The sequence below is a fragment of the Sporolactobacillus caesalpiniae genome, from assembly GCF_040513385.1.
In the GTDB taxonomy this organism is placed as follows: Bacteria; Bacillota; Bacilli; order Bacillales; family Sporolactobacillaceae; genus Sporolactobacillus.
In genome coordinates, this window is sequence record NZ_JBEVCB010000006.1 from 338,158 (window position 1) to 360,266 (window position 22,109).

Sequence of the window (22,109 nt, forward strand, 5' to 3'; positions counted from 1 at the left end):
ATCATTTTCTAGAATTAGTATACGTGTTGTGTTATCATTAATAAAATGAATGTTTATAATACAAATCATGAATTAATTTCATGGTATAGTGAGATTAAAATGAGCCTAATAAAATACCAAATACTATCAAAAGTCATCGCGTTAAATAGTTTCACAAAAGCCGCAGAGCACTTAGGGTTGACACAATCTGCAGTCAGTCATGCAATAACCAGCTTGGAAAATGAATTCGGCTTCACCCTGATTAATCGAGAGCGATCAGGAATCACGTTGACCCGTGAAGGTGATCTTCTTCTTCCCTCAATTAACAAGGTGCTGCAGATGGATGAGAATGTACATCAAGAAGCCTCTTCCATCCTGGGTGTCAAAAAAGGAATCGTCTCAGTCGGTGTTTTCACAAGTGTTTCCAGACATCTATTGCCCAAAATAATTCAGACGATGGATGACCGTTACCCTTTGGTGAAGATTCGCCTGTTTGAAGGAAATTATGAAGAGATTGAGCAAGCGATGATACGTGGTGAACTCGATTGCGGCTTTGTAAATAAAACGAAGATGAATTCATTCCAAGTGATACCATTAAAAAAAGACCGTATGCTCTGTATTGTATCGCCAGAAAGTTCACTTTATAATCAGAGAACGATTTCCTTCAGCCAGATTGAAAATGAACCGTTTATCATGCCTGCATTTGGCGGCTATCATGAGGTCAAACGTCTTTTGACAGAGCACCACTGTACGCCGAACATTCGATTCGAACTCATGGAGGAAAATGCAATTCTTTCAATGGTTGCTCATCATCTTGGCATCAGTATTTTGCCCGAACTTGTCCTGCCAAATAATATTGCGCCATTGCAAGCGATCCCTTTCTCAACGAATAGTTTCCGAACCATTGGACTTGCAACGCGAATACCCGCCTCTCCAGCCGCTAAATGCTTCGCTGATATTACCCGAGGCGTGATTGCGCGCGATAATTAATCAAGCCGGCAGAGAGGTTGACAGCTAATTATGGAACAATTAAAATTTATCTTACTTAGCCGTGGAATGGGTCTTTGCGCCACTTGATTCAAGGGTTCAGAATAAACGATTGGAGCACTGACTATGAGTGATTTGCATACCTATCGTCAAGAAATCGATGCCATTGATGAGCAATTGAGCTGCCTATTAAATCGTCGAATGACTATCTCGCGCTCGGTTGCTCTTTTTAAAGAGGAGCATGCGTGTGCTATTCTTGATTGTTCGCGCGAAAAAGAGATCATTCAAAAAGCTCGTGATCGAAGCGCTCGAGATGAATTAAAGACTTATCAGGAAGCTTTTTTCAAACATCTAATGAAGCTCAGTCGTGAGTATCAGCAGAGATTGGTAGAAACGAAACATATAAAGAAATCAAATTAAACGCATGCCCCCTATTCGCACGAATAGGGGGCATGCATTCTAATACTGACCTCATTCAATTAATAAATCGGTGTGTTTTCAGGATTAATATTCTCAAGTAATTCTTTAACACGTGCAAGAAAGCGTCCCGTGATCAATCCATCAAGCACGCGATGATCGATCGAAATACATAGGTTGACCATATCCCGAATTGCGATCATGTTGTTAACGACAACTGGGCGTTTAACAATTGATTCGATGGAGAGGATCGCTGCCTGAGGATAATTGATAATCGGTTGTGATTGAATAGAACCAAATGACCCCGTGTTATTCACCGTGAATGTGCCGCCTTGCATGTCTTCAGGAGAAAGGCGATTTTCGCGAACATTGACAGCAAGCTCATCCACCGCGAATGCGAGACCTTTAATACTTTTCTCATCCGCATTCTTGATCACAGGCACATACAAAGCTTCATCAGCCGCGACAGCAAGCGAAATATTGACTGCTTTCTTTTCAATAATTTTGTCGCCGGCCCATGTGCTGTTGATTCTTGGAAATTCCTTAAGTGCGGCAACAATCGCCTTCATGAAAAATGGCAAATAGGTGAGTTTATGCCCTTCCTTTTTCAAGAAAGCACCTTTGATTTGATTTCTGTAGTTCACCAGATTTGTGACATCAACTTCGATCATCGTCCAAGCATGTGGGATTTCATGCTTACTGCGCAGCATGTTCGATGCGATCGCCCGCCTGACACCGGTAAGTGCGATGACATGATCGCCGGCTCCGTTTTCGTAAGATCTCGGCGCATGAGCCGTGGGCTTTGCGGCTTCTTTAGCAACAGCTTCTGAAAAACACCCGGCACCGGACGACTGTACTGCACTCGCATCTGCCTCAGATTTTACCGAAGAAGACTGGAGAAAAATCTCCACATCCTTGCGTGAAATTCGTCCGCCTCTGCCTGTTCCCTTAATCTGATTCAGATCAAGCTCGTTCTCCTGCGCAAGACGCAATACCGCAGGTGAATAGCGCTTCTTCATTGATGTATCCTGATCTTGCTGCACATTTTCAGAAACAGTGCTCGCAGATGAAGTATTTTTCACCAATTTATCAACCGTTGTCTCTGCCCCTTCAACTTCAATGGAGCATATGGGTTCGCCAACCGGTAACGTATCTCCTTCGCCAACGAACAGCTCGGTGATTTTCCCTGAAAAACTGGATGGAATTTCCGCGTTTACTTTATCTGTTGTTACTTCGGCAATCGGATCATATTTGTTTACCGTGTCTCCTATAGAAACCAGCCATTGGCTGATCGTTCCCTCGGTCACACTTTCTCCTAATTGCGGCATCGCCATTTGTTCGATACTCATTTTGCTGCCCCCGTCCTTTTAAAATTCAGCTAAATCACGGATTTCGTGTTCTACTTGTTCCGGCTTGACCATAAACGCATGTTCCAGTGGGCCGGCATAAGGCATTGCTGGCGCATCAGGGGCAGCGAGCCTTCTTATCGGCGCATCCAAATCAAACAAACAGTTTTCAGCAATGATTGCCGCCACTTCACTGATCACACTGCCTTCTTTTGTATCTTCGGTAAGAAGCAATACTTTTCCTGTTTTCTTCGCCGCTTCACAAATTGCCTCTTTATCCAATGGATAAACGGTGCGCAAATCAAGAATATGCGTTGAAATACCTTCACTTGCGAGCTTTTCAGCTGCTTGAAGCGCTTCGTGCACCATTAAGCCGTAAGTAATGACTGTGACATCCGTCCCCTCACGCTTGACATCTGCCTTGCCAATTGGAATAACATATTCGTTTTCAGGAACTTCGCCTTTAATTAAACGGTACGCCCGTTTATGCTCAAAGAAGATGACCGGATCATTGTCGCGAATCGATGCTTTTAGCAACCCCTTCACATCATACGGTGTTGACGGAATCACGATCTTTAGACCGGGCACATTCGCAAAAATTGCTTCCATCGATTGTGAGTGATACAGTCCGCCATGAACGCCGCCTCCGAATGGTGCACGGATCGTCATCGGAACCGACCAATCATTATTGGAACGATAGCGTGTTTTAGCTGCCTCAGATATGATTTGATTGGCTGCCGGCAACATAAAATCGGAAAACTGCATTTCTGCAACAGGGCGCATGCCGTACATTGCCGCGCCAATTCCAACACCGGCGATTGCTGATTCAGCAAGCGGCGTATCAATCACGCGATTCTCACCATATTTTTCAAACAATCCTTTGGTCGCTTGGAACACGCCCCCTCGCTTGCCGACATCTTCACCCATTACAAACACATTGTCATCACGACTCATTTCTTCATCTAGAGCCTGAGTAATGGCTTCAATATATGAAATTACAGGCATTTGCTCTCCCCCTCAGTTCTTTTCTTCATAGACATAGCGAAGAACAGACTCAGGATCAGCGAACGGCGCGTTTTCCGCATAGTCGGTCGCTTCATCAATTTCTTTACGGATCTGTTCTTCCATCTCATTTTCTCTCTCTTTGGTAAGGACACCAATCGAACGCAAATAGTCCGCAAATGTAATCACACCATCATACTTCTTTGCCTCGTCGACCTCTTCCTTTGTCCGATAAGTCATGTCATTGTCATCACTAGTGTGCGGCATCAAACGATAACAGTTCGCTTCAAGCAATGTTGGTCCTTCTCCGAGATGCGCGCGATCAGCCGCTTTTTTGACAGCCGCATATGCGGCAAGCGGATCATTGCCGTCGAATGATTCTCCGTACATTCCATAACCGATCGCCCGGTCTGAAACATGCGCACATGCCAATTGATGTTTTAGAGGTACCGAAATGGCGTAGTGGTTGTTCTCACACATAAATATAACTGGAAGTTTGTGAACCGCTGCAAAATTAGCTGCCTCATGAAAATCGCCCTGATTTGATGAACCTTCACCAAAATCAACAAAGCTGACAAGATCGTCTCCTTTGATTTTGGCAGCGAGTGCAATTCCGACCGCGTGCGGGTTCTGAGTTGTCACCGGTGACGAATGACTGAGCATACGCAATTTACGGTACCCAAAATGTCCTGGCATTTGTCGACCAGCTGAACTCGGATCTTCTGCTTTGGCGAAGTTATTCAACATCATTTCTTTGATCGTCATTCCCCAAGCAAAGACAAAACCAAAATCGCGATAGTACGGTGCAACATAATCCGTCTTACGATTCAAACCAAATGCCGCACCAACCTGAGCCGCCTCTTGTCCTTGGCAGGACACAACAAAAGGAATCTTGCCGGCACGATTAAGCAGCCAAAGCCTTTCGTCCACTCTTCTCGCCTTCAGCATATTTTCATACATCGACAAAACAACTTCATCAGACAGTCCCAATTCCTGGTGACGATTTTTAACTAATGTCTCTTCCTTATTTTCCTTAATCATATATGAATCGCCCTCCCGTCTACCGCAAGTGCGGCTTCTCCAATAATCTCAGATAATGTCGGATGCGGATGAATCGCTTCAGATAATTCCCACGGTGTCGCATCAAGTAATTTTGCCACTGCTGCCTCACCAATCAAGTCCGTCGCATGCGGACCATAAATATGAATACCTAAAAGATCATTTGTCGTCTTATCGGATACAACTTTCGCAAAACCTTCAGAATCACCATAAACAAGCGCTTTTCCGATTGCTCCGAAGGGCACTTTTCCAACCTTGACCACATGTTCTTTTTTTGCTTGTGCTTCTGTTAATCCGATCGAGGCGATTTCCGGATGCGTATAGATGCAACGCGGCACGAGTTCTGAATGAAGCGGTTCAACTGGAAGTCCTGCCAAATGTTCTACCGCTTTAACTCCTTCATGTGATGCGACGTGTGCGAGCTGTAATCCCCCGATCACATCACCGATCGCGTATATATGAGATTCTTTTGTCTGGCCAAAAGCATTTGTCTTAATATAACCATGATCGGTTTCAATTGATGTATTAGACAGACCAATGTCCTCAGTATTCGGCATCCGGCCCACAGAGACAAGCATTTTTTCAGCGGAAAATGTTTGCAGTTGATCGCCGATTTTCGCGCTTATGGTGACTCCCTCTTTCTCCTCTAGCGTTTCCGGGAGCACTTGAGCGGAAGTTACAATCTTAATACCACGCTTCTTTAGATTTCGAGCAAGACTAATTGAAAGGGTTTTGTCTTCCGTCGGTATGATGCGGTCACTATACTCAATGATGGTAACATCTACGCCGAAGTCTGCCAGCATTGATGCCCACTCAACACCAATAACGCCTCCTCCGACAATTAAGATGGATGACGGACATTCCTTAAGCTGCAATGCTTCGTCCGATGTCAAGACACGATCACCGTCAATGTCTAATCCCTTTAGAGAACGCGGTCTTGATCCTGTCGCAATAATTACATTTTTTGAGATCAGAATCTCATTTTCTCTGCCATCTGCAAATTGGACTGAGATTGATCCGGGGAGCGGTGAGAAAATTGACGGTCCAAGCATGCGTCCAAATCCGTTGTAGACATCAATCTTCCCCTTTTTCATAAGTTGCTGAATTCCTTGGTGCAGCCGTTCCACAATCGCTTGTTTGCGTTCTTGTATTTTTTCAAATCGGAGCGCGACTTCTGATACTTCAATACCAAAGGAATTGCTCTTTTTTATTGTATCGTATAGTTCCGCACTTCTGAGCAGTGCCTTCGTCGGAATGCACCCTTTATGAAGACAGGTGCCGCCAAGTGCTTCTTTTTCAACGATGGCCGTTCTTAATCCAAGTTGACTGGCACGAATCGCCGCAACATAACCGCCCGTTCCACCACCTAATAGGACCAGGTCATAATTTTTGGTCATAAAAAAAGTCACTCCCTATTTTCGCATGACTTATCTACGTTTTACCTTTAGAAAGGTTTCATTCATCATGTCTTTATAAATACAGTGACAGACACATGCTTTACTTATCCATAGTTTACTCTTGTTTTAAAAAAGGTACAAACGATATGCGATTAAAAGTTTGAAGAGAACGGTAAAAATGAGGAGAAGGCCGCAGTTTGCCGTCTTCCCAAACGTATCGCAGATCAGATTAATTTCCGCTGTTTGAAGCCGCCGCGGCACTTGTGGATGCGGCAATAGCAGCGGCTGTCGCTGCCTGTTGGGCACGGATCACCATTTCGGTCATGACAAGCAAGCTTGGATCAATTGATTTATGTTTGTCTTCGCCGTTCAGCGCTTCATTGACGAACAGAGCAGCCGCCGTTTGAAAGTAAAGATCTTTGCCGATAAACAGACTTAGCTTCTTTTCTCTTATTTGTTGATAGAATTCACTCACCGCTCCTGCTGCTTCGTGTTCATTCGCGAGCAAAGCAAGCACGCCGTACATCGGATAGCAGCTGGCTCTAAGACGCATGCCTCGATCTTCCAGTGCCGACTTGATTTGCACCGCCTTCTGTGCAAACCTTAAGCTGGTTCCCTCAGAAATGTATGCAAGAAGACATGCGAGTGTTTGGAGGTCATCGCATTTTCTAAATCTGTTTTCATTTAAGTACGTGTAGATGCGTTCCTCTTTTTCAAGAAGTTCAGTCACGCCCTCTTCGAGCTGGGCAAGGAGTACAATAAGCGATACGTCATTTTTATTTGTTAAAATCGGGTGCTTTTTCTTTATTAACTTGTAAAGCGCGAATGCCTTTTCTGAAACTCGACGTGCCTCGCGGCGGTCCATTCCGGCAAGTATGGCTGCCGCTATATAGGTTTGCTGCTGCCGCGTAAATCCGTCTTTAACAAGATAACCGTAAATCACGCGAACAGAATCCGGTTCTGAGTGGTTTTGAATGAGCATGACGTTAATACAATAACGAATTTCACGGCTAAGCACAGTAAACCACCCGGTTGCGCCTTTCATCTGTTCGTCGACGCTGAGAAATGCCGCTTCATCAAACCGTTCACCTGAGGCTGTATAATTGGCCGCAAGAATTAGCCGCGTATTCGCGGAGATCATCTTTAATTGCTTCGTCAATAAATCCATATTTTTTTCAAGCAGATTTAATTTATCGTCAAGTGCCGCATTCATTCCATCACACTCCTGAGCACATTTTCCGTATTTCAATGGTATCATATATTTTTGCAAGGAGCATCAAAACCCTTCTTTAAGGAACCGTCTCTATTTCTTGTGTAATCGGATTCCTTTAAACAAAAAGAAAAGCGCACAGATAAAGAAGAGAAAAGCAAAAGGATTTTTATCAATCAGCTGCCATACACCAACCGCCAAAAAGACAATAAAACAAATATAATGATAGCTTTGACTTTGACTCGGCTTCATGAAATGCACCTCCGTTCAATAATCTTTCTTAGTAACAATGAAAAGTGAAAAGCAGAAAGAAACAGTAACGACAATGACTGTACCGACGCCAAGAGCGAGCATCGGATTGTTCGTTAAGAACTGAAAGCTCTGCACATCAAAATCTGATCGTATAAGAAATCCGAGACTGCTTGGTATGGCAAAAAAGATGGCGATTCCAATCAGTGAAGCGACTCGATAACCGAATTGATACATAAACGGATAAAAAAATGAAGTAAGCATAAAAGTGACACATAACGACACAAATGCAATAGGCACACTTAATAGACTAACGTTCCCGATTGCTTGAAGCATTCCCGCCACCCATGTAAAAAGCATGCTTAAAAGATAGGCGATCACCCACCAAACTGCGATCATCAGAAATTTCGCAGCAATGATGTTCCTGCGCGATGCCGGCATACTGAGCAACAGACGCTGTTCGGTATCCGCTCCCTCATTTGTATTGAAATTGGAGAGCAATGCCATGAAGTACGCGATAAATCCAATCGCTAAACAATAGAGGTAACCGCCAAGCTGCGGCACGTCCTTCCCCAGGGTAAGAAAATAAAAAATTAGAAATAAAGGCGCGATGAAAGCAGTCTTCCTCTGAGTCAGAATGTCTTTTCTTAATAATTGATACATTCCATCAACACTCCCTTTATGTAAAAGTAATTAAAGATCCCTTTCCTCAAACAATCGCACTGATCGGTAGTATGAAAAGGTCAAAACAGCAGCAGATACGAGTACACTAAATAAAATCAACAAACCTGACAATTGATGATCATTAAGATTTATCCACGGCAAAAGCGCAACACACGATGGCCAAATGAATTGAGCCGCTGTCTGTACGACTTTTATCCCCCAACGATAATAAGCTAAATAATAAAAAGATAGAAGAATACAAATTGTGCACAATCCGATCAAAAATGCAGACAAGTAACTAAACACACTGCCATTCATCGCGCTTCCTAAGAGATAAATAAAAAGAATGCGGAATCCGAAAAGAACCGTGAACACTGCCATATACCACACAAAGATCATCACATATTTCTCTGTAACCATTGTGCGTCTAGTGAGTGGCAGACTAATCAAAAGTGTATTCTGTTCATCACTGATTTGTTTTCCAAAATTCGTGTTTACAGCAAATACCCAGGCCACCAAGGCTGAAAAAATGCTGAGTTTTAAAACGGCATCTACAAAATAGGACTGGGAGCTTATCACGATCAAAACAACCAGCATAATCAGATAGGTTCGTTTCCCTTGGATCATCACATCTTTTATCATTAAGGATCGCATTGCAAAGTCTCCTTTCTCCATACTGAGATCAGTATGCGTTCTCTCGTTTCTTTGACTTCACAAGGTAATACATGATTTCCTCCAGATTCGGTCGTTCACTATGGAATGCCGTCTGTTTATCCAGCTTTTCCATTTCATCCGCGTACATAAATGCTTCAAAACCAAGCGATGTTTCTTTATAAGCAATAGATTCAGCCTCTTTGACAGCTGTATTCAATTTTTTCGGTCCTTTAACAATTCTGAACATGTCGGAGAGCTCTTCTCTCTCCTTGCTAAACAGAATTTTTCCATCGAGTAAAAACGTAATATAATCCGCGATTTTTTCCAAATCGGTTGTTATATGTGTTGAGAAAAAGATGGCTTTGTTCTCATCCTGAATCACATCAAACAGAACATCGAGCAGCTCTCTTCTGAAGACAGGATCCAGTCCGGAGGTAGGCTCATCCATGATGATCAACTCCGCGTGATGAGAAAGGGCGACAGCAAGCGCGAATTTCATTTTTGTTCCTTTCGACAGTGTCTTCATTTTTTTATTCAGCGGCACTTGGAACTCGTTGATGTAACGGTAAAAGATTGTATCATCCCATTGTTCGTAAAAGGGAGCGATAATCTGTTTGTTTTTTTCGGCGGTCAATTCCTGAAAAAAGACATCTTGATCATAGACGAAGCCGATTTTCTGTTTCAGTTCCTTGTTGTCACCTGTGAATTTCTGTCCGAATAACAGCACCTCGCCGCTGTCGGGATGTACTAAATCCATCAGACAGCGGATCGTTGTACTTTTGCCCGCACCGTTTGGTCCGATGAAGCCCATTATAAAACCCTTTTTTAATGAAAAGCTGATATCTTTCAGAGCAAAGCCTTTAAATGCTTTAGTTACATGCCGCAGTTCCAAAATCGTTTCCATGGTCAGTTCCCCCTCGTGTATACCTTTTTCACCAAATAAATCATCTGTTCAAGTGTCATGTCGTACTGCTTGCTTTCCTCGATGATCTCCGTCAACTTTGCTTGGATCTCTTTAATGCGCTGTTTTTTGAACTGGGACTGATCACGCGCTGAGACAAAGGAACCTTTACCCGGAACAGTGTCAATAAACCCTTCATTCTCAAGATCCTCGTACGCCCGTTTCGTCGTAATCACACTGATTTTCAATTCTTTGGCCAACCCGCGGATTGACGGCAGCTTTTCTCCCTGAGGCAATGATCCGCTGAGAATCTGCGCGGCGATCTGCTTTTTTATCTGCTGATAGATCGGCTGATCAGCTGTATTGAGCAGAATAATATCCATAGAGCAGCATCCAATCGTTTATACTGTATATATTCATTATATACAGTTATGTAGATTTGGCAACTTTTTAAACGGTTATTTTATGATTTTGAATGAACGAAGGCGGTGAATTCCATGCTATTATAGAAATAAAAATGATTTTCGGAGTGAATAAAGTGGAACAACTGAATTGGATCGTAAAAATCACCTGGTTGGACGGACTTATTTCTATAGGAATCTTTCTTGTCTTTTTTTTGGCCCGCGAGCTCTTTTCTAAATACTTTCTTAAACTCGTTACGCGGCTTTCAAAATTGAGCAAAACGCCGGTTGACGATGCACTGATCGGTGCCTTCCGCAGACCGGTCGCTTTTATCCTTTTCTTTGCGGGTATTTACTTGGCGTTGATGTACTTGCCAATGCCGCATCAATGGAAATCCATTGCGACACTGCTTTTTAAATCATCGGCAATTTTCTCGATTGGCTGGGGCTTTTATATTTTTTCAGATGCGATCGGAATCTTTTTCCATCACATGGGGGATCGTTATGATCTTCAGTTCAATACAATAGTCATACCGTTTCTGGCAAAAATCGTGAAATTCATTGTCGCTGTCTTCACGATTGTCATGATTCTTGATCAATGGAATTATCATGTGACCGGATTAATTACCGGCCTCGGTATCGGTGGTCTTGCAATAGCAATGGCAGCCAAGGACACATTAAGCAATTTGTTCGGCGGACTTGTGATCATCACCGATGCCCCGTTCACAATCGGAGATTTGATTCAGACGGGTTCAATCGAAGGATTTGTTGAAGATATTAATTTCAGATCAACCCGAATTCGAACGATGGATCAAGCAATTGTCACAGTCCCAAACTCAACACTCGCCAACGCGCCGATCACTAATTTATCCAAAATGGACAAGCGGCGTATATCATTCAACTTACCGCTTGATCTTGAAACGACAAACGAACAGATCAAACGCTGCCTTGGACAAATCAGACAAATGCTGACAAGTGATCCTGAAGTATACGAAGAACGAAAACTGATTTATCTCGATAAAATCACGTCAAGCAGCATGAATCTGCTTGTTGATTTTTATATCAAGTCGATTACTATAGAGGAATGGCTTAAAGAAAAAGAAAAATATACGTATGCGGTATTAGAAATTTTGCAAAATGAAGGAGTGGAACTGGCAACAACGCGTTCTCTAATGGTCGTTCCTACTCAGGAACACGTGGCCGATATCGGGGATGGAAAAAAACAAGTTGCACCTGAAGAACGGTCGCGCTCAAGAGACTAATCGGTGCGTATTGAAGACTGTCATCATTTGATGGCAGTCTTTTTATAAAACACCTTATTCCGACATCTGATTTTTATTTATAAAAGGCGGTTTGTGTGTTATCACGTCTGATTTTCCAGCCATCACAACCATGCCGACAAGCACGAGGAGAATGCCCACAGGAAGACCTGTACCGAAAAGGATCAAGCAATTCAAGCTTCCTGCAACTAGAAAGCATAAACCTGAAAGAGTCTTCTTCCCCTTCTTTATATAAAGGTAAAGTGCGAACGACGAAAGCAGGGCACACAATAATCCAGCAATAAATGCGTGACTCCCGAATGACAGCAAGCTATTCAAAGCTCCTATTGATGTCATCCGATCGTTTTCGATTCGCAAGTACCCATTAACGCCGCTGTCCATTCGTGCAGCAAGATATGAAAATCCGCCAAATAAGGATTGAATCATCGCTGCAATGATCCCCAAAGCACTTATCACACATGTTGAGACACGCTGAAACATGGCTATCGCTCCTCGCAGTCAGATCTGTAATGAATAACCTGCTTTCATACTATGCTTGACCCATTATCGTGATGCATTGCTTTAAATTTAATTCACAAAAAAACAGGGCGATCCCTTTCATCGTCCCGTTCTGAATCATTCTCATTCAGTTCATAAATCATGTCCAGACCGCTTAACCATGTCGATAGAGTCCTGGATTTTCACGTGCGTTCTCTTGTGCATTCTGAATACTCGCCATGATTTTCTGATGCAACGGTTCAGCGTCTTCACCTTCAAGTACAAGCAGAATCTCTTTCGCCTTCACGGACGAAAGATACGTAACGGTTTGCGGAAGATTCTTAATAGGATAAATCGATCCATTATTTGAAAAGTAAGCTTTGCAGCGACACGTTCTCAGTGTCTCAAACAGCCTGATCACACGTCTTAAAGTTAAACCACCGGAAAAAGTTAAAGGGACTTTTATTGATACAATCTGTTTTGCCATGGTTGGAAATCACCTCTTGCACAATTTCGTTTGCCCCCTGCATACTTATATTATATGCCATCCTTCCGCTCTTTCAAAATTAAAAACGTATGTTTTTGATCCATAATACGATCCACTTCGCAAAAAATACTATTATAATGGTGAGTAACGAAACGTTAACTATTAACCTGGGGGCTATGGAAATGGCACGCATGACTACTCGATTTTACTCAACAACGCTCGATCTGATGACGACAGTCAACGTCATTATTCCGAACGAGTGCTCCGCTGATCATCCGCCTGCGACGCTCTATCTGCTTCACGGACTCACCGGCGATTCGGAGAGCTGGCTGCAGAATACTTCGCTGGAACGCTACGTGAGTCATATGAATCTGATCATTATCATGCCGAACGGAGACCGCAGTTTTTATACGGATATGGCTGATGGCAACCGCTACTGGAGCTACCTGACCAAGGAGCTGCCGGCAAAAATGCGCAGCTGGTTTCCTGTCAATACAGCACCGGAGCGCTGCTTTGTTGGCGGCTTGTCGATGGGCGGCTATGGTGCGCTCAAATGGGGTTTGAATTCCCCCGAAAAATTTGCCGGGATCCTCTCGATGTCCGCTGCAGTCGACATCAAAGCCATTTGGGAGCGCACTCCCGAACACGCGCATGAATTTCAGATGATTTTCGGTCATCCTTCCAAATTTGATCACTCAATCAACGATCTGTTTGATCGTGTCAATCATGTATCTATTAGCAGCGGTCGCAAGCCGGAAATTCTCCAGTTCTGCGGCACATCAGACTTCCTTTATGCGGATAATCTCCGCTTTAAAGCAGCGCTGGACCAGTCAGCAATTCCCCACACCTATTATGAAAAGCCAGGTGCGAGCCACGAATGGGGCTATTGGGACGAATCAATTCAAGTCGCGCTTAAGTGGATTGAGAAAAAGTTAGAGAACTGACTTACTTAAAGAGGAGGCATCAGAAGAGCATCTGCTCTTTTTTGTTAAAATTTACCGATTGATGCAATCGAATCACGATTGACTCACAGAATTCATTAAAATGAAAAAGGAGCCCGGCTTTCAAGGCTCCTCTAAATAACTCACTTGTGAAACACTATTGCGCGGAAGATACCTCTCCCGCTCCTTTTCCATGCTGCAATTGATACATGTTAAAATAGAGTCCGCCTTTGTGAAGCAGTTCTTGGTGCGTTCCCCGTTCGACAATTTCTCCACGGTGAAGTACAAGAATTTGATCCGCATCCTGAATCGTGGATAAACGGTGCGCAATGGCAATTGTCGTTCGACCTTTTCTCATCTTCGAAAGGGCCGTTTGGATTGCTTCTTCTGTTTCCGTATCAACGCTCGCAGTAGCTTCATCTAGAACGAGTATTTTTGGATTTTGCGCTATGGTTCGTGCAAAAGATAAAAGCTGTCTCTGTCCGCTTGAGAAGGTTGCACCACGTTCTCCGACGGGTTCATGATATTGATTTGGCAGTTTTTCGATGAAGTGGTCTGCCTGAACGAATTGTGCAGCCTCTCTTACTTCCTGATCGGTGAGGTGTTCATGGCTCAGACGAATATTATCTGTCACATCACCCACAAACATAAATGAATCTTGAAGAACGAGACCAACTCGTTTGCGCAATTCATCATCTGAAAATGAAGTAAGCGGCTCTCCATCGATAAATATCCCACCATGTTCGATTGAATAAAATCGCATCAGTAAATTAATAATTGAACTCTTTCCACTCCCTGTATGACCTACAAGCGCAACGGTTTCACCAGGATTCGCTGTAAATGAAATATGCTTCAGTACATCCGTCTTTCCATCATAAGAAAACGTCACATCACGAAATTCAATACGGCCATCCTTCACCTCAGAATTTAATTCCCCCTGTTTGACAGGTGCCATACGATCATCGTCAAGCAAACCAAACACGCGCTCGGCTGAAACCATGGCTTGTTGAAAAATCGTCAATTGCTGCATAATTTGGTTAATCGGATCAAAGAATCGATCGAGATAATTGATAAACGCATACAGAACCCCGATTTTGACCACATTGTCAAAGGATTGGATGCCAAAGAAACTCAAGATCATCATTAAACCAATGAGATAAACGGAGTAAACGGCCGATCGAAGCATTAAACTGTTTAGCCGCACACTTTTAAGCAATGCTTTTTTGTGGTCGCTATTTATTTTCCCGAATTCTTGCCTCAGTCTTTTCTCTTGCCTCATTGCTTGAATCATTGACATTCCTTGCAGAGATTCGCTCAATTTTGCATTCAGCTGACTGAGTTTCACGCGAGTTACGCGGTAAACTTTAGAGCTGAGGGCGCGATACACCCACATCAGGATAAAAAGGAAAGGCATGAGAATAAAACAAATCAGTGCCAATCGAGCATCAAGGAAAAACATGCCGGCAAAGATACCGATCATCATAATTGCACTATTTACAATCGTTGAGAGCACAGTGACATATAAGTCCTTGATTGTTTCAGTATCATTGGTAATTCTGGATACAAGGCTCCCGCCTGGTGTCTGATCAAAGAAACGCAGGCCAAGATGCTGAACTTTAGAAAAGACTTCGACACGCATGATTTGGATAATATTCAAGGCAATCTTCTGAAATGAAATGACTTGATAGTAATTAAAAAGCGCTGATATTGCATATAAACCGATAAATGTCACTGCCAAAAGAACGAGCGGCTGCACAGGGAATATACGTGGCGTCAGATAGTCATCAATGAATATTTTCATGATAATCGGTCCAAGTACATCTGCTCCGGTAGCGATCAGCAGTACGATAAAAGCGATGGCAACTTTCTTTTTAAAATAGTTCAAGTAGGAAAGCAGACGTTTCATTACTCGACCGCCTGAGAGCTGCGTTGGGTTTTGCTCCTCATTCACGCCTTACCGCCTCCTTCCGAAACAAGAGATTCAAGTTGCTGATGCGCGTACATTTCCGCGTACCAGCCTTCTTTTTCAATAAGTTCCTGATGCATTCCGCGCTCAACAATCCTGCCTTCGTCAAGCACGACAATCTGGTCCGCGTGTTCTACCGCACTCAAACGGTGTGCAGAGATCAAGGTTGTTTTATTCTTACGTTCATGCTTCAACGCATGGAGAATGGACACTTCCGTCCGCGCGTCAACCGCAGACAATGAATCATCAAAAATAAGTATTTCAGGATCGGCGAGCAGCGCTCGAGCAATGGAAATCCTCTGTTTTTGCCCGCCGGACAATGTAACGCCTCGCTCGCCGACTACCGTTTCGTACCCCTCTTTGAAATGAAGGATATCTTCATGAATACTCGCCAGTCTTGCAACACGCTCTATCTCTTCTCTCGTTGCCTCAGGCTTTGCGAACGCAATATTCTCAGCGATCGTCGCTGAAAATAAGATATGATCCTGCGGCACATAGCCAATCGCACTGCGCAATGCGTCAAGGGTGACGGAACGAATCTCTTTTCCACCGATACTTATCTGTCCGTCTTTTATATCGAATTCTCGAAGCAGCAGGCGCAACATTGTGGTTTTCCCTGCTCCGGTTTTTCCGACAATACCCAAGGTCTGTCCCTGATTGATATTAATACGAATATCGGATAATGCATTCGATTCACTTTCGGGATAGCGGAAATTGCGGATGGCATAGTCAATTGCACCGCTTGGAACCTCGCTTGACGCACCGTCAACATCTGTTATTTCCGGTTTAATCGCGAACAGGCGACGAATTCGATCATAGGAAGCACTGCCTCTTTCCACTATGTTGAACAGAAAGCCGAAAGCCAGCATCGGCCAAATAAGCTGACCAAGATACAAGGTGAAACTGGTTAGTCCACCAATCGTCATTGACCCTTGAACAACGTAAATTGACCCGAATATGAGTGCTAGAAAATAACAGAACGCAACAATGAAGGTGATAGTCGGATCAAATAATGAATCGACTTTCGCAACCGCAATGTTTTTATCCACGACATCTCGAGACGCCTTGCGAAACATATTGATTTGCGCTTCTTCCTCACCAAACGCTTTAATTACCCGTACACCTGACACATTCTCCTGAACCTTATCATTGAGATCGGAAAATGCAGCCTGAGCTTTTCCAAAACGTTTATGGAGAAGGTTCCCATAGTGCATGGTCAGGACGACCATGATCGGCATTGGAAGTAGCGTAATAAGCGTTAATTTCCAGCTGATAAATGCAGACATGGTCACGATAACCATTCCGCCTAGGGTTAATGAATCGAACAGCGTGAGAATCCCTTCACCTGCTGCCCCTTGAACCGCATTAATGTCATTCGTTGCATGTGCCATCAAGTCGCCAATACGCCTTTTCTGAAAAAAGTTAGGCGAGAACTTCGTAAAATGCCTATATAAGTCATTCCTCAACTGATTTGCGAGAATAATCGATGAACCGAATATTAACTGTCTCCAGATGTAGCCTGTAAAATAATAAATGATACCAATAATGATGAGAAAGAGTATCCATTTTCCTAAAATCATCGGAGTTAAATTTCTTGTTCGAATATCATCAACTATAATACCGACCACATAAGGAGGAATCATTGATAAAAAACTTGAAAGCATTAAAAAGATGATGCCAAAAAAATACTTTAATCGTTCTTGTTTAAAAAACCACCATAGATCTGCAAAAATGCGCACTTGGACAACCTCCTCATCAAACACATTCTCTTTACAGCACAGAAAAAGCCACAGGGAAGAGAGAATACCTCTTCTCCTGTGGCTTATGAAGACATAAAACCGCGGAAAATTAAACGGTCAGATCGTCAAATATGCCGAGGAAAAGAGATGAGCGTCACGGAAACCGCAACAGAATGAACAAAGAACTTACGCACTCCATGTGTCATAGTCTGAATTTTGTTCATGACGCTCACCTCCTTCCCATTTGAAATCAATGTAGCCATTATATAATTATTTCCAAATGAAGTAAACCCTGAGCTCATGTATTATTTTAATTTTAAATAGATTTATTTAGCAATTAGAAAACTTGACTTTGCCAAGCCTCCGGCGAAGGCAAGTTTTCTAATAAATCATGTTGATCCTTAATTAAGTAACGCGACCGGAATAAATAAGCGGAGATTTTCCGGTTATATGCATCCTGGCGCTGCTTTCACAGGTACATAAGGGTAATTTCTCCGCTTATGCACAGAAAAAACCTCCATTTTCACATTTTTCGATCCGATAAGCGGAATTTCTCCGTCTATTTAAGCGATTTTTTCATTTATTTTCTAAATAAGCGGAATTTTTCCGTTTATTTCTCAGATTGGGCGCTTACCTGATCGCCCAAACGAACCTTATGACCTTATCGTCGTACCAGCAAGGCAAAACGATAAACTCTCTTTACTTGTAAGAAAAACCGAGCAAAAAGCGCCCGGTTTTTCTCGTTGCGTTAATCTATGGTAATTTCCTTGCGATCACGATTCATTTTTTCTTTCTTTGGCAGCGTTACTTCTAGCACACCGTCTTTGAATGTTGCCTTAATTTCATCTTCTTTCACGCCATCAATCATGAATCGTCTCGTATACGATCCTGACGCACGCTCTTTGCGAATGAAGCTGCCGTTCTCTGCTTTCTCACTGGTTTCTTGACCACGAGTTGCATCAACACTCAGCACACCGTGATCGTAGTCGAGATGAATACTGTCTTTGTCAAATCCCGGAAGATCCAATTTCACATCATATGCCTTTTCTCTTTCCTGAACATCTGCCGCTAGCGCTTGCAGGTTTCCATTTTGAAAGAAATTGTGTCCCCATTCATCAAACCAGGAAGGCAGGAAATCGAAGAATCCGTCACGATCTTTTTTTGTTGGATACAGATTAGCCATAATAAATTCCTCCTCATAATTTTAAGGTTGTCTAAAAGCCTTGTCCCACTAAGTGACTGATCATCTTGCATAAAAATGACTGATGCGATTACACCACTTACCGCTCCTTTAGACACGTTTGATTTTTATTTTCGGGGTTGATCTTATGTTCTTCTAACCCTTACATTTTTATTATAGTCAATTGGTCAGTAAAGGTCAAACTATTTGATCTTTACTGACCTTTTTTGTTTTTAACTGAAATCGTTCCGATATTCCGCTATAATGAAAAGTATTAATTGAATGGTTGTCATTAGAGGAAAGGAATTCTGTATATGTCAAAATCACTCGTGTTAGCCGAAAAACCAAGTGTCGCCCGCGAAATCGCCCGTGTGCTCGGTTGCCGCAACACTACTCGAAATTTTATAGAAGGTGATCGCTACATCGTTACCTGGGCACTTGGTCACCTAATTGAATTAAAGATGCCCGAAGAATACGATAGTAACTACAAAACATGGCGCTTAGAGGATCTCCCGATTATCCCCCAAAAAATGGAGATTAAGCCTATTAAGCAAACTAGAGCGCAATTTCAAGCGATACAGAAGCTTTCCAAACGAACGGATCTCAGCGAATTAATTATTGCGACCGACGCCGGGCGTGAAGGCGAGCTCGTTGCGCGCTGGATCATCGAAAAAATTAATTGGCATAAGCCTATTAAGCGCCTCTGGATCTCTTCACAAACAGATAAAGCGATTCGCGCGGGCTTTAGCCAATTGAAACCAGCGAAAGATTACGACAAGCTATTCCAATCAGCCGTTTGCCGATCCGAGGCAGACTGGTTAATCGGTCTCAATATTTCTCGCGCATTAACAACTAAATTTAACGATTCTCTTTCCGCCGGACGCGTTCAGACCCCAACACTCGCTATGATCATGGATCGAGAAGAAACCATTCAGGCATTTAAACCTCAGCCCTATTGGAACCTGCATATTGATCTTGGAGGGGTTTCCGCTTTCTGGCAGCATGGAGACCGGACGCGAATTTCTACATCAGGGGAAGCCGCAGCATTGAAAGAGAAAGTCAGTGGAAAAGGCGCTGTTGTTCGCAGCCTTACAATAAAAGAAAAACGAGAAAAGCAGCCGCTTCCTTACGATTTGACTGAACTGCAGCGCGACGCGAATCGAAAGTTTGGCTTCTCAGCCAAGAAGACGCTGAATGTGCTTCAAAATCTTTATGAACGCTACAAAATTGTGACTTACCCGCGTACAGATTCTCGCTACCTTACTCAGGACATCGCAGCAACGATGCCTGAGCGTCTGCACGCGATTGCTTCTGCGTATGGAGAAGAAACACGGCCAATCATGCACAAGCAAAACGGTAAAGTAATGGCAACTTTTGTCTATAACGACTCAAAAGTCGGTGACCATCACGCGCTGATTCCAACAGAAGAACCAGTTTTTATAAACGACCTTGCTGAAGATGAACGCCGGCTGTACGACCTGATTGTCCGACGATTCTTGGCTCTCTTTTATCCCGAGTACAAATACCAAAGTCTGCGTGCTGAGTTAACAGTGAACGGAGAAACTTTTGTTCTGAAAGAAGCGAAACAAACAAATCTTGGTTTTAAAAAACTAACATCACAACAAGAGCAACAGTCGAACAACACGAACGTATCATTGAAAAAAGGACAAGAATTGCCTGTACGTCAAGTTCAATTGGACGAAAAGATGACCGAACCGCCTGCACGGTATTCAGAAGCCGACCTATTGACAAAAATGGAACATTTCGGGTTAGGGACTCCTGCGACCCGCGCAGATATTATTGAAAAAATAATAACGGCAGAATCGGTTGAACGTGTAAACGGACGATTACGGCCAACTGGAAAAGGCAAACAGCTTATTGAATTGGTAAATAAAGACCTAAAATCACCGGAACTTACTGCTGAATGGGAACGTCAACTGGAGGAGATTGCACAGGGTCATGGAAATCCGAAGCAATTCATGGCAAACATACGCGAGCGTACTTTGCAGCTCGTACGCGAAGTCAAAAACAGCGAACAAACCTATAAAATTCAGAATTTAACCGGATCTAAATGTCCGGAATGCGGTTCGCCTATGAAAGAAGTGCGTGATCGCGATGGTGCTCGTATTCTTGTCTGTGTTAACCGAACATGCGGCTTTCGAAAGCGCAAAGATCCGAAATTATCAAATAAGCGGTGTCCGCATTGCCATAAAAAAATGGAAATGCATAAAGGAAAAGCGGGTTTATACTTCCAATGCCGTACCTGTGGTATCATTGAAAAAGCAGATCAAATGAAGAAAAAGGCAGACAAAAGAGAAACGCGCAAGTTGCTCAATAAACTGAACAATGGCAATGAACCTCTGGGAAACAGCCTTGCTGACGCTCTCAAAGCTGCTATGAAAGAGAAAAATGAGTAAGAAGAAAAGCCGAAAGGCTTTTTTTCTTACTCATTTTATTCATCATCGTTCTTTATACAGCGTGCAGTTTCCGAACAGATTTCCTAAGATCAGGGACACAGGCAGACACAATTTCTGCAAGCGCCTTATACCCCTTGGCAGTCGGATGCAAACCGTCTTCATTGATCAGTTCGCTAAATGCACCTTTTTGTTTAAAAGCTGAACGAACATCAATGAGTTTCACTCCTGTCCGCTCGCATAACTCTTTTAAGGAACGATTGTACATGCCATGCCAATGTTCAATCCCTCCGCACATACTGATCCAGTGACCAATCGAATGACTATAGTGTTTCATCAATGACTGATAGTACCTGGCAGGATCAAGAGGCAGCAGATTTAGGATCACAGGCATCGCACCTGTCTCTGAGATACGCTGGATGAGCAAAGAGATATTGGATAAATAACGATCCAATGGAACAATCGGTACATGCTCCGAGTCTGGGAGTTTGGCCACTTGATCCCATTGAAAGTTACAATCATTTCCACCGATGTTGATGAGTACTACATCCGGCTTCTCACCGAGCACATCATCATCAAGCCTTTTTACGAGAAGATCTGAGTTGTCGTTAAATACACCTTTATTGATGACCTCATCTTCTTCACCTAGGATCTTCTGCAAGAGCGCCGGGTAGTTTTCCCGAATAATTTTAAAACGGCCACGTACAAAAGTAATACCACGCGTCACGCTGTCACCAAAGCAGATCATTTTCATCATTGCTCACCTCTCATAATTATCAAACAAAACTATTCATTGTTCGATCAGATCACCTTGCCTACATACTAACAAATTGATGGCGAATTTTACAGTTTATTTCGAGAAATGATTCACTTTCTTGATACAAATAATCGAGTGGTTACTTTTTTTGGCGTATGATGCTTCACTTTTTCAAAGATTTGATAAATAACTTCTGCGAATATCAGCCCCATCGCAATCGCACCCGATAGAACAAACACTTTCTCTGCAAAGTAAATAGCGATGTCATAATTGTTATCGACTGCTCTGCTCATCACCGAGTAGGTTAATCCACCAGGTACAAGCGGAATGATCCCGGATACACTATACAGGATCACCGGATTTTTGCATACCCTCGCAAAGATTTGGCTCATTATGGCAATCACGAGCGACGCCGCGAAGGTTGCAACAAAATCATTACCACTATACTGAAAAAGGAAAAAATAAATCAGCCAGGCAACCATTCCAATCAATCCGCCGTGGAGCAATGGTTTAAATGGAATATTGAATATAATTCCAAACCCGCAGGTGGCCAGGTAACTAGTAATCGATTGTATCGCGATAATCAAGATTAGATTCATTATG

Annotated in this window: 22 protein-coding genes; 5 read left to right on the forward strand and 17 right to left on the reverse strand. The window is 43.1% G+C overall.

From position 1 onward, the window contains the following. The first annotated feature begins 99 nt into the window (after positions 1-99). Together ABWW58_RS13975 and ABWW58_RS13980 are read left to right on the forward strand one after the other, a co-directional pair. Positions 100-969: a LysR family transcriptional regulator gene (locus ABWW58_RS13975; RefSeq protein ID WP_353869683.1), complete on the forward strand. Its 870-nt coding sequence runs from the start codon at positions 100-102 to the stop codon at positions 967-969. Between the two features lie 123 nt (positions 970-1,092). Next, positions 1,093-1,386: a chorismate mutase gene (locus ABWW58_RS13980; RefSeq protein ID WP_353869684.1), complete on the forward strand. Its 294-nt coding sequence runs from the start codon at positions 1,093-1,095 to the stop codon at positions 1,384-1,386. A gap of 59 nt (positions 1,387-1,445) precedes the next feature. On the opposite strand, the gene ABWW58_RS13985 is transcribed toward ABWW58_RS13980, so the two are convergent. The 10 genes from ABWW58_RS13985 to ABWW58_RS14030 form a co-directional block, all read right to left on the reverse strand. After that, on the reverse strand, positions 1,446-2,732 hold the full coding sequence (locus ABWW58_RS13985) for a dihydrolipoamide acetyltransferase family protein (RefSeq protein ID WP_353869685.1): 1,287 nt from the start codon (positions 2,730-2,732) through the stop codon (positions 1,446-1,448). Positions 2,733-2,750: 18 nt separating this feature from the next. Further along, entirely contained in the window at positions 2,751-3,734 is a 984-nt protein-coding gene (locus ABWW58_RS13990) for an alpha-ketoacid dehydrogenase subunit beta (RefSeq protein WP_353869686.1), read from the reverse strand. A 12-nt stretch (positions 3,735-3,746) separates the two neighbouring features. Continuing rightward, positions 3,747-4,772: a thiamine pyrophosphate-dependent dehydrogenase E1 component subunit alpha gene (locus tag ABWW58_RS13995; RefSeq protein ID WP_353869687.1), complete on the reverse strand. Its 1,026-nt coding sequence runs from the start codon at positions 4,770-4,772 to the stop codon at positions 3,747-3,749. Further along, on the reverse strand, positions 4,769-6,187 hold the full coding sequence (gene lpdA / locus ABWW58_RS14000; protein WP_353869688.1) for a dihydrolipoyl dehydrogenase: 1,419 nt from the start codon (positions 6,185-6,187) through the stop codon (positions 4,769-4,771). The genes ABWW58_RS13995 and lpdA overlap by 4 nt, the downstream gene beginning before the upstream one ends. Positions 6,188-6,416: 229 nt before the next feature. Next, positions 6,417-7,400, reverse strand: a complete 984-nt coding sequence (locus tag ABWW58_RS14005) for a DUF4003 family protein (RefSeq protein WP_353869689.1) — start codon at positions 7,398-7,400, stop codon at positions 6,417-6,419. 90 nt (positions 7,401-7,490) lie between these two features. After that, entirely contained in the window at positions 7,491-7,649 is a 159-nt protein-coding gene (locus ABWW58_RS14010) for a hypothetical protein (RefSeq protein ID WP_353869690.1), read from the reverse strand. A 15-nt stretch (positions 7,650-7,664) separates the two neighbouring features. Beyond that, complete coding sequence (locus tag ABWW58_RS14015; protein ID WP_353869691.1) at positions 7,665-8,309, reverse strand: ABC-2 transporter permease; 645 nt, start codon at positions 8,307-8,309, stop codon at positions 7,665-7,667. 30 nt (positions 8,310-8,339) lie between these two features. Beyond that, the gene (locus tag ABWW58_RS14020; RefSeq protein WP_353869692.1) at positions 8,340-8,963 is read right to left on the reverse strand and encodes an ABC-2 transporter permease; all 624 of its coding nucleotides are present in this window, start codon (positions 8,961-8,963) and stop codon (positions 8,340-8,342) included. 28 nt (positions 8,964-8,991) lie between these two features. Beyond that, complete coding sequence (locus ABWW58_RS14025) at positions 8,992-9,867, reverse strand: ABC transporter ATP-binding protein (RefSeq protein WP_353869693.1); 876 nt, start codon at positions 9,865-9,867, stop codon at positions 8,992-8,994. A gap of 2 nt (positions 9,868-9,869) precedes the next feature. Further along, entirely contained in the window at positions 9,870-10,247 is a 378-nt protein-coding gene (locus tag ABWW58_RS14030) for a GntR family transcriptional regulator (RefSeq protein ID WP_353869694.1), read from the reverse strand. A 155-nt stretch (positions 10,248-10,402) separates the two neighbouring features. On the opposite strand from ABWW58_RS14030, the gene ABWW58_RS14035 reads away from it, so the two are divergent. Beyond that, the gene (locus ABWW58_RS14035) at positions 10,403-11,527 is read left to right on the forward strand and encodes a mechanosensitive ion channel family protein (protein ID WP_353869695.1); all 1,125 of its coding nucleotides are present in this window, start codon (positions 10,403-10,405) and stop codon (positions 11,525-11,527) included. A 54-nt stretch (positions 11,528-11,581) separates the two neighbouring features. Here ABWW58_RS14035 and ABWW58_RS14040 read toward each other — a convergent pair whose 3' ends face one another. Both ABWW58_RS14040 and ABWW58_RS14045 read right to left on the reverse strand, forming a co-directional pair. Next, positions 11,582-12,025 (reverse strand): hypothetical protein, encoded by a 444-nt coding sequence (locus ABWW58_RS14040; RefSeq protein ID WP_353869696.1) that lies wholly within the window; start codon positions 12,023-12,025, stop codon positions 11,582-11,584. 172 nt (positions 12,026-12,197) lie between these two features. Further along, entirely contained in the window at positions 12,198-12,509 is a 312-nt protein-coding gene (locus ABWW58_RS14045; RefSeq protein WP_353869697.1) for a hypothetical protein, read from the reverse strand. 182 nt (positions 12,510-12,691) lie between these two features. Between ABWW58_RS14045 and ABWW58_RS14050 the strand changes: the two genes are divergently transcribed. Next, positions 12,692-13,453 (forward strand): alpha/beta hydrolase, encoded by a 762-nt coding sequence (locus ABWW58_RS14050; protein WP_353869698.1) that lies wholly within the window; start codon positions 12,692-12,694, stop codon positions 13,451-13,453. 154 nt (positions 13,454-13,607) lie between these two features. On the opposite strand, the gene ABWW58_RS14055 is transcribed toward ABWW58_RS14050, so the two are convergent. The 3 genes from ABWW58_RS14055 to ABWW58_RS14065 form a co-directional block, all read right to left on the reverse strand. After that, a complete protein-coding gene (locus ABWW58_RS14055) occupies positions 13,608-15,401 on the reverse strand; it encodes an ABC transporter ATP-binding protein (protein WP_445783442.1) in 1,794 nt (597 codons plus the stop codon). After that, complete coding sequence (locus ABWW58_RS14060; protein WP_353869699.1) at positions 15,398-17,155, reverse strand: ABC transporter transmembrane domain-containing protein; 1,758 nt, start codon at positions 17,153-17,155, stop codon at positions 15,398-15,400. The genes ABWW58_RS14055 and ABWW58_RS14060 overlap by 4 nt, the downstream gene beginning before the upstream one ends. Before the next feature lie 748 nt (positions 17,156-17,903). Then, positions 17,904-18,338: an Hsp20/alpha crystallin family protein gene (locus ABWW58_RS14065; protein ID WP_353869700.1), complete on the reverse strand. Its 435-nt coding sequence runs from the start codon at positions 18,336-18,338 to the stop codon at positions 17,904-17,906. 311 nt (positions 18,339-18,649) lie between these two features. Between ABWW58_RS14065 and ABWW58_RS14070 the strand changes: the two genes are divergently transcribed. Next, on the forward strand, positions 18,650-20,752 hold the full coding sequence (locus ABWW58_RS14070) for a DNA topoisomerase III (RefSeq protein ID WP_353869701.1): 2,103 nt from the start codon (positions 18,650-18,652) through the stop codon (positions 20,750-20,752). Positions 20,753-20,804: 52 nt separating this feature from the next. On the opposite strand, the gene ABWW58_RS14075 is transcribed toward ABWW58_RS14070, so the two are convergent. Together ABWW58_RS14075 and ABWW58_RS14080 are read right to left on the reverse strand one after the other, a co-directional pair. Next, positions 20,805-21,503: an SGNH/GDSL hydrolase family protein gene (locus ABWW58_RS14075; protein ID WP_353869732.1), complete on the reverse strand. Its 699-nt coding sequence runs from the start codon at positions 21,501-21,503 to the stop codon at positions 20,805-20,807. A 113-nt stretch (positions 21,504-21,616) separates the two neighbouring features. Then, entirely contained in the window at positions 21,617-22,105 is a 489-nt protein-coding gene (locus ABWW58_RS14080) for a threonine/serine exporter family protein (RefSeq protein WP_353869702.1), read from the reverse strand. Between the last annotated feature and the right edge of the window lie 4 nt (positions 22,106-22,109).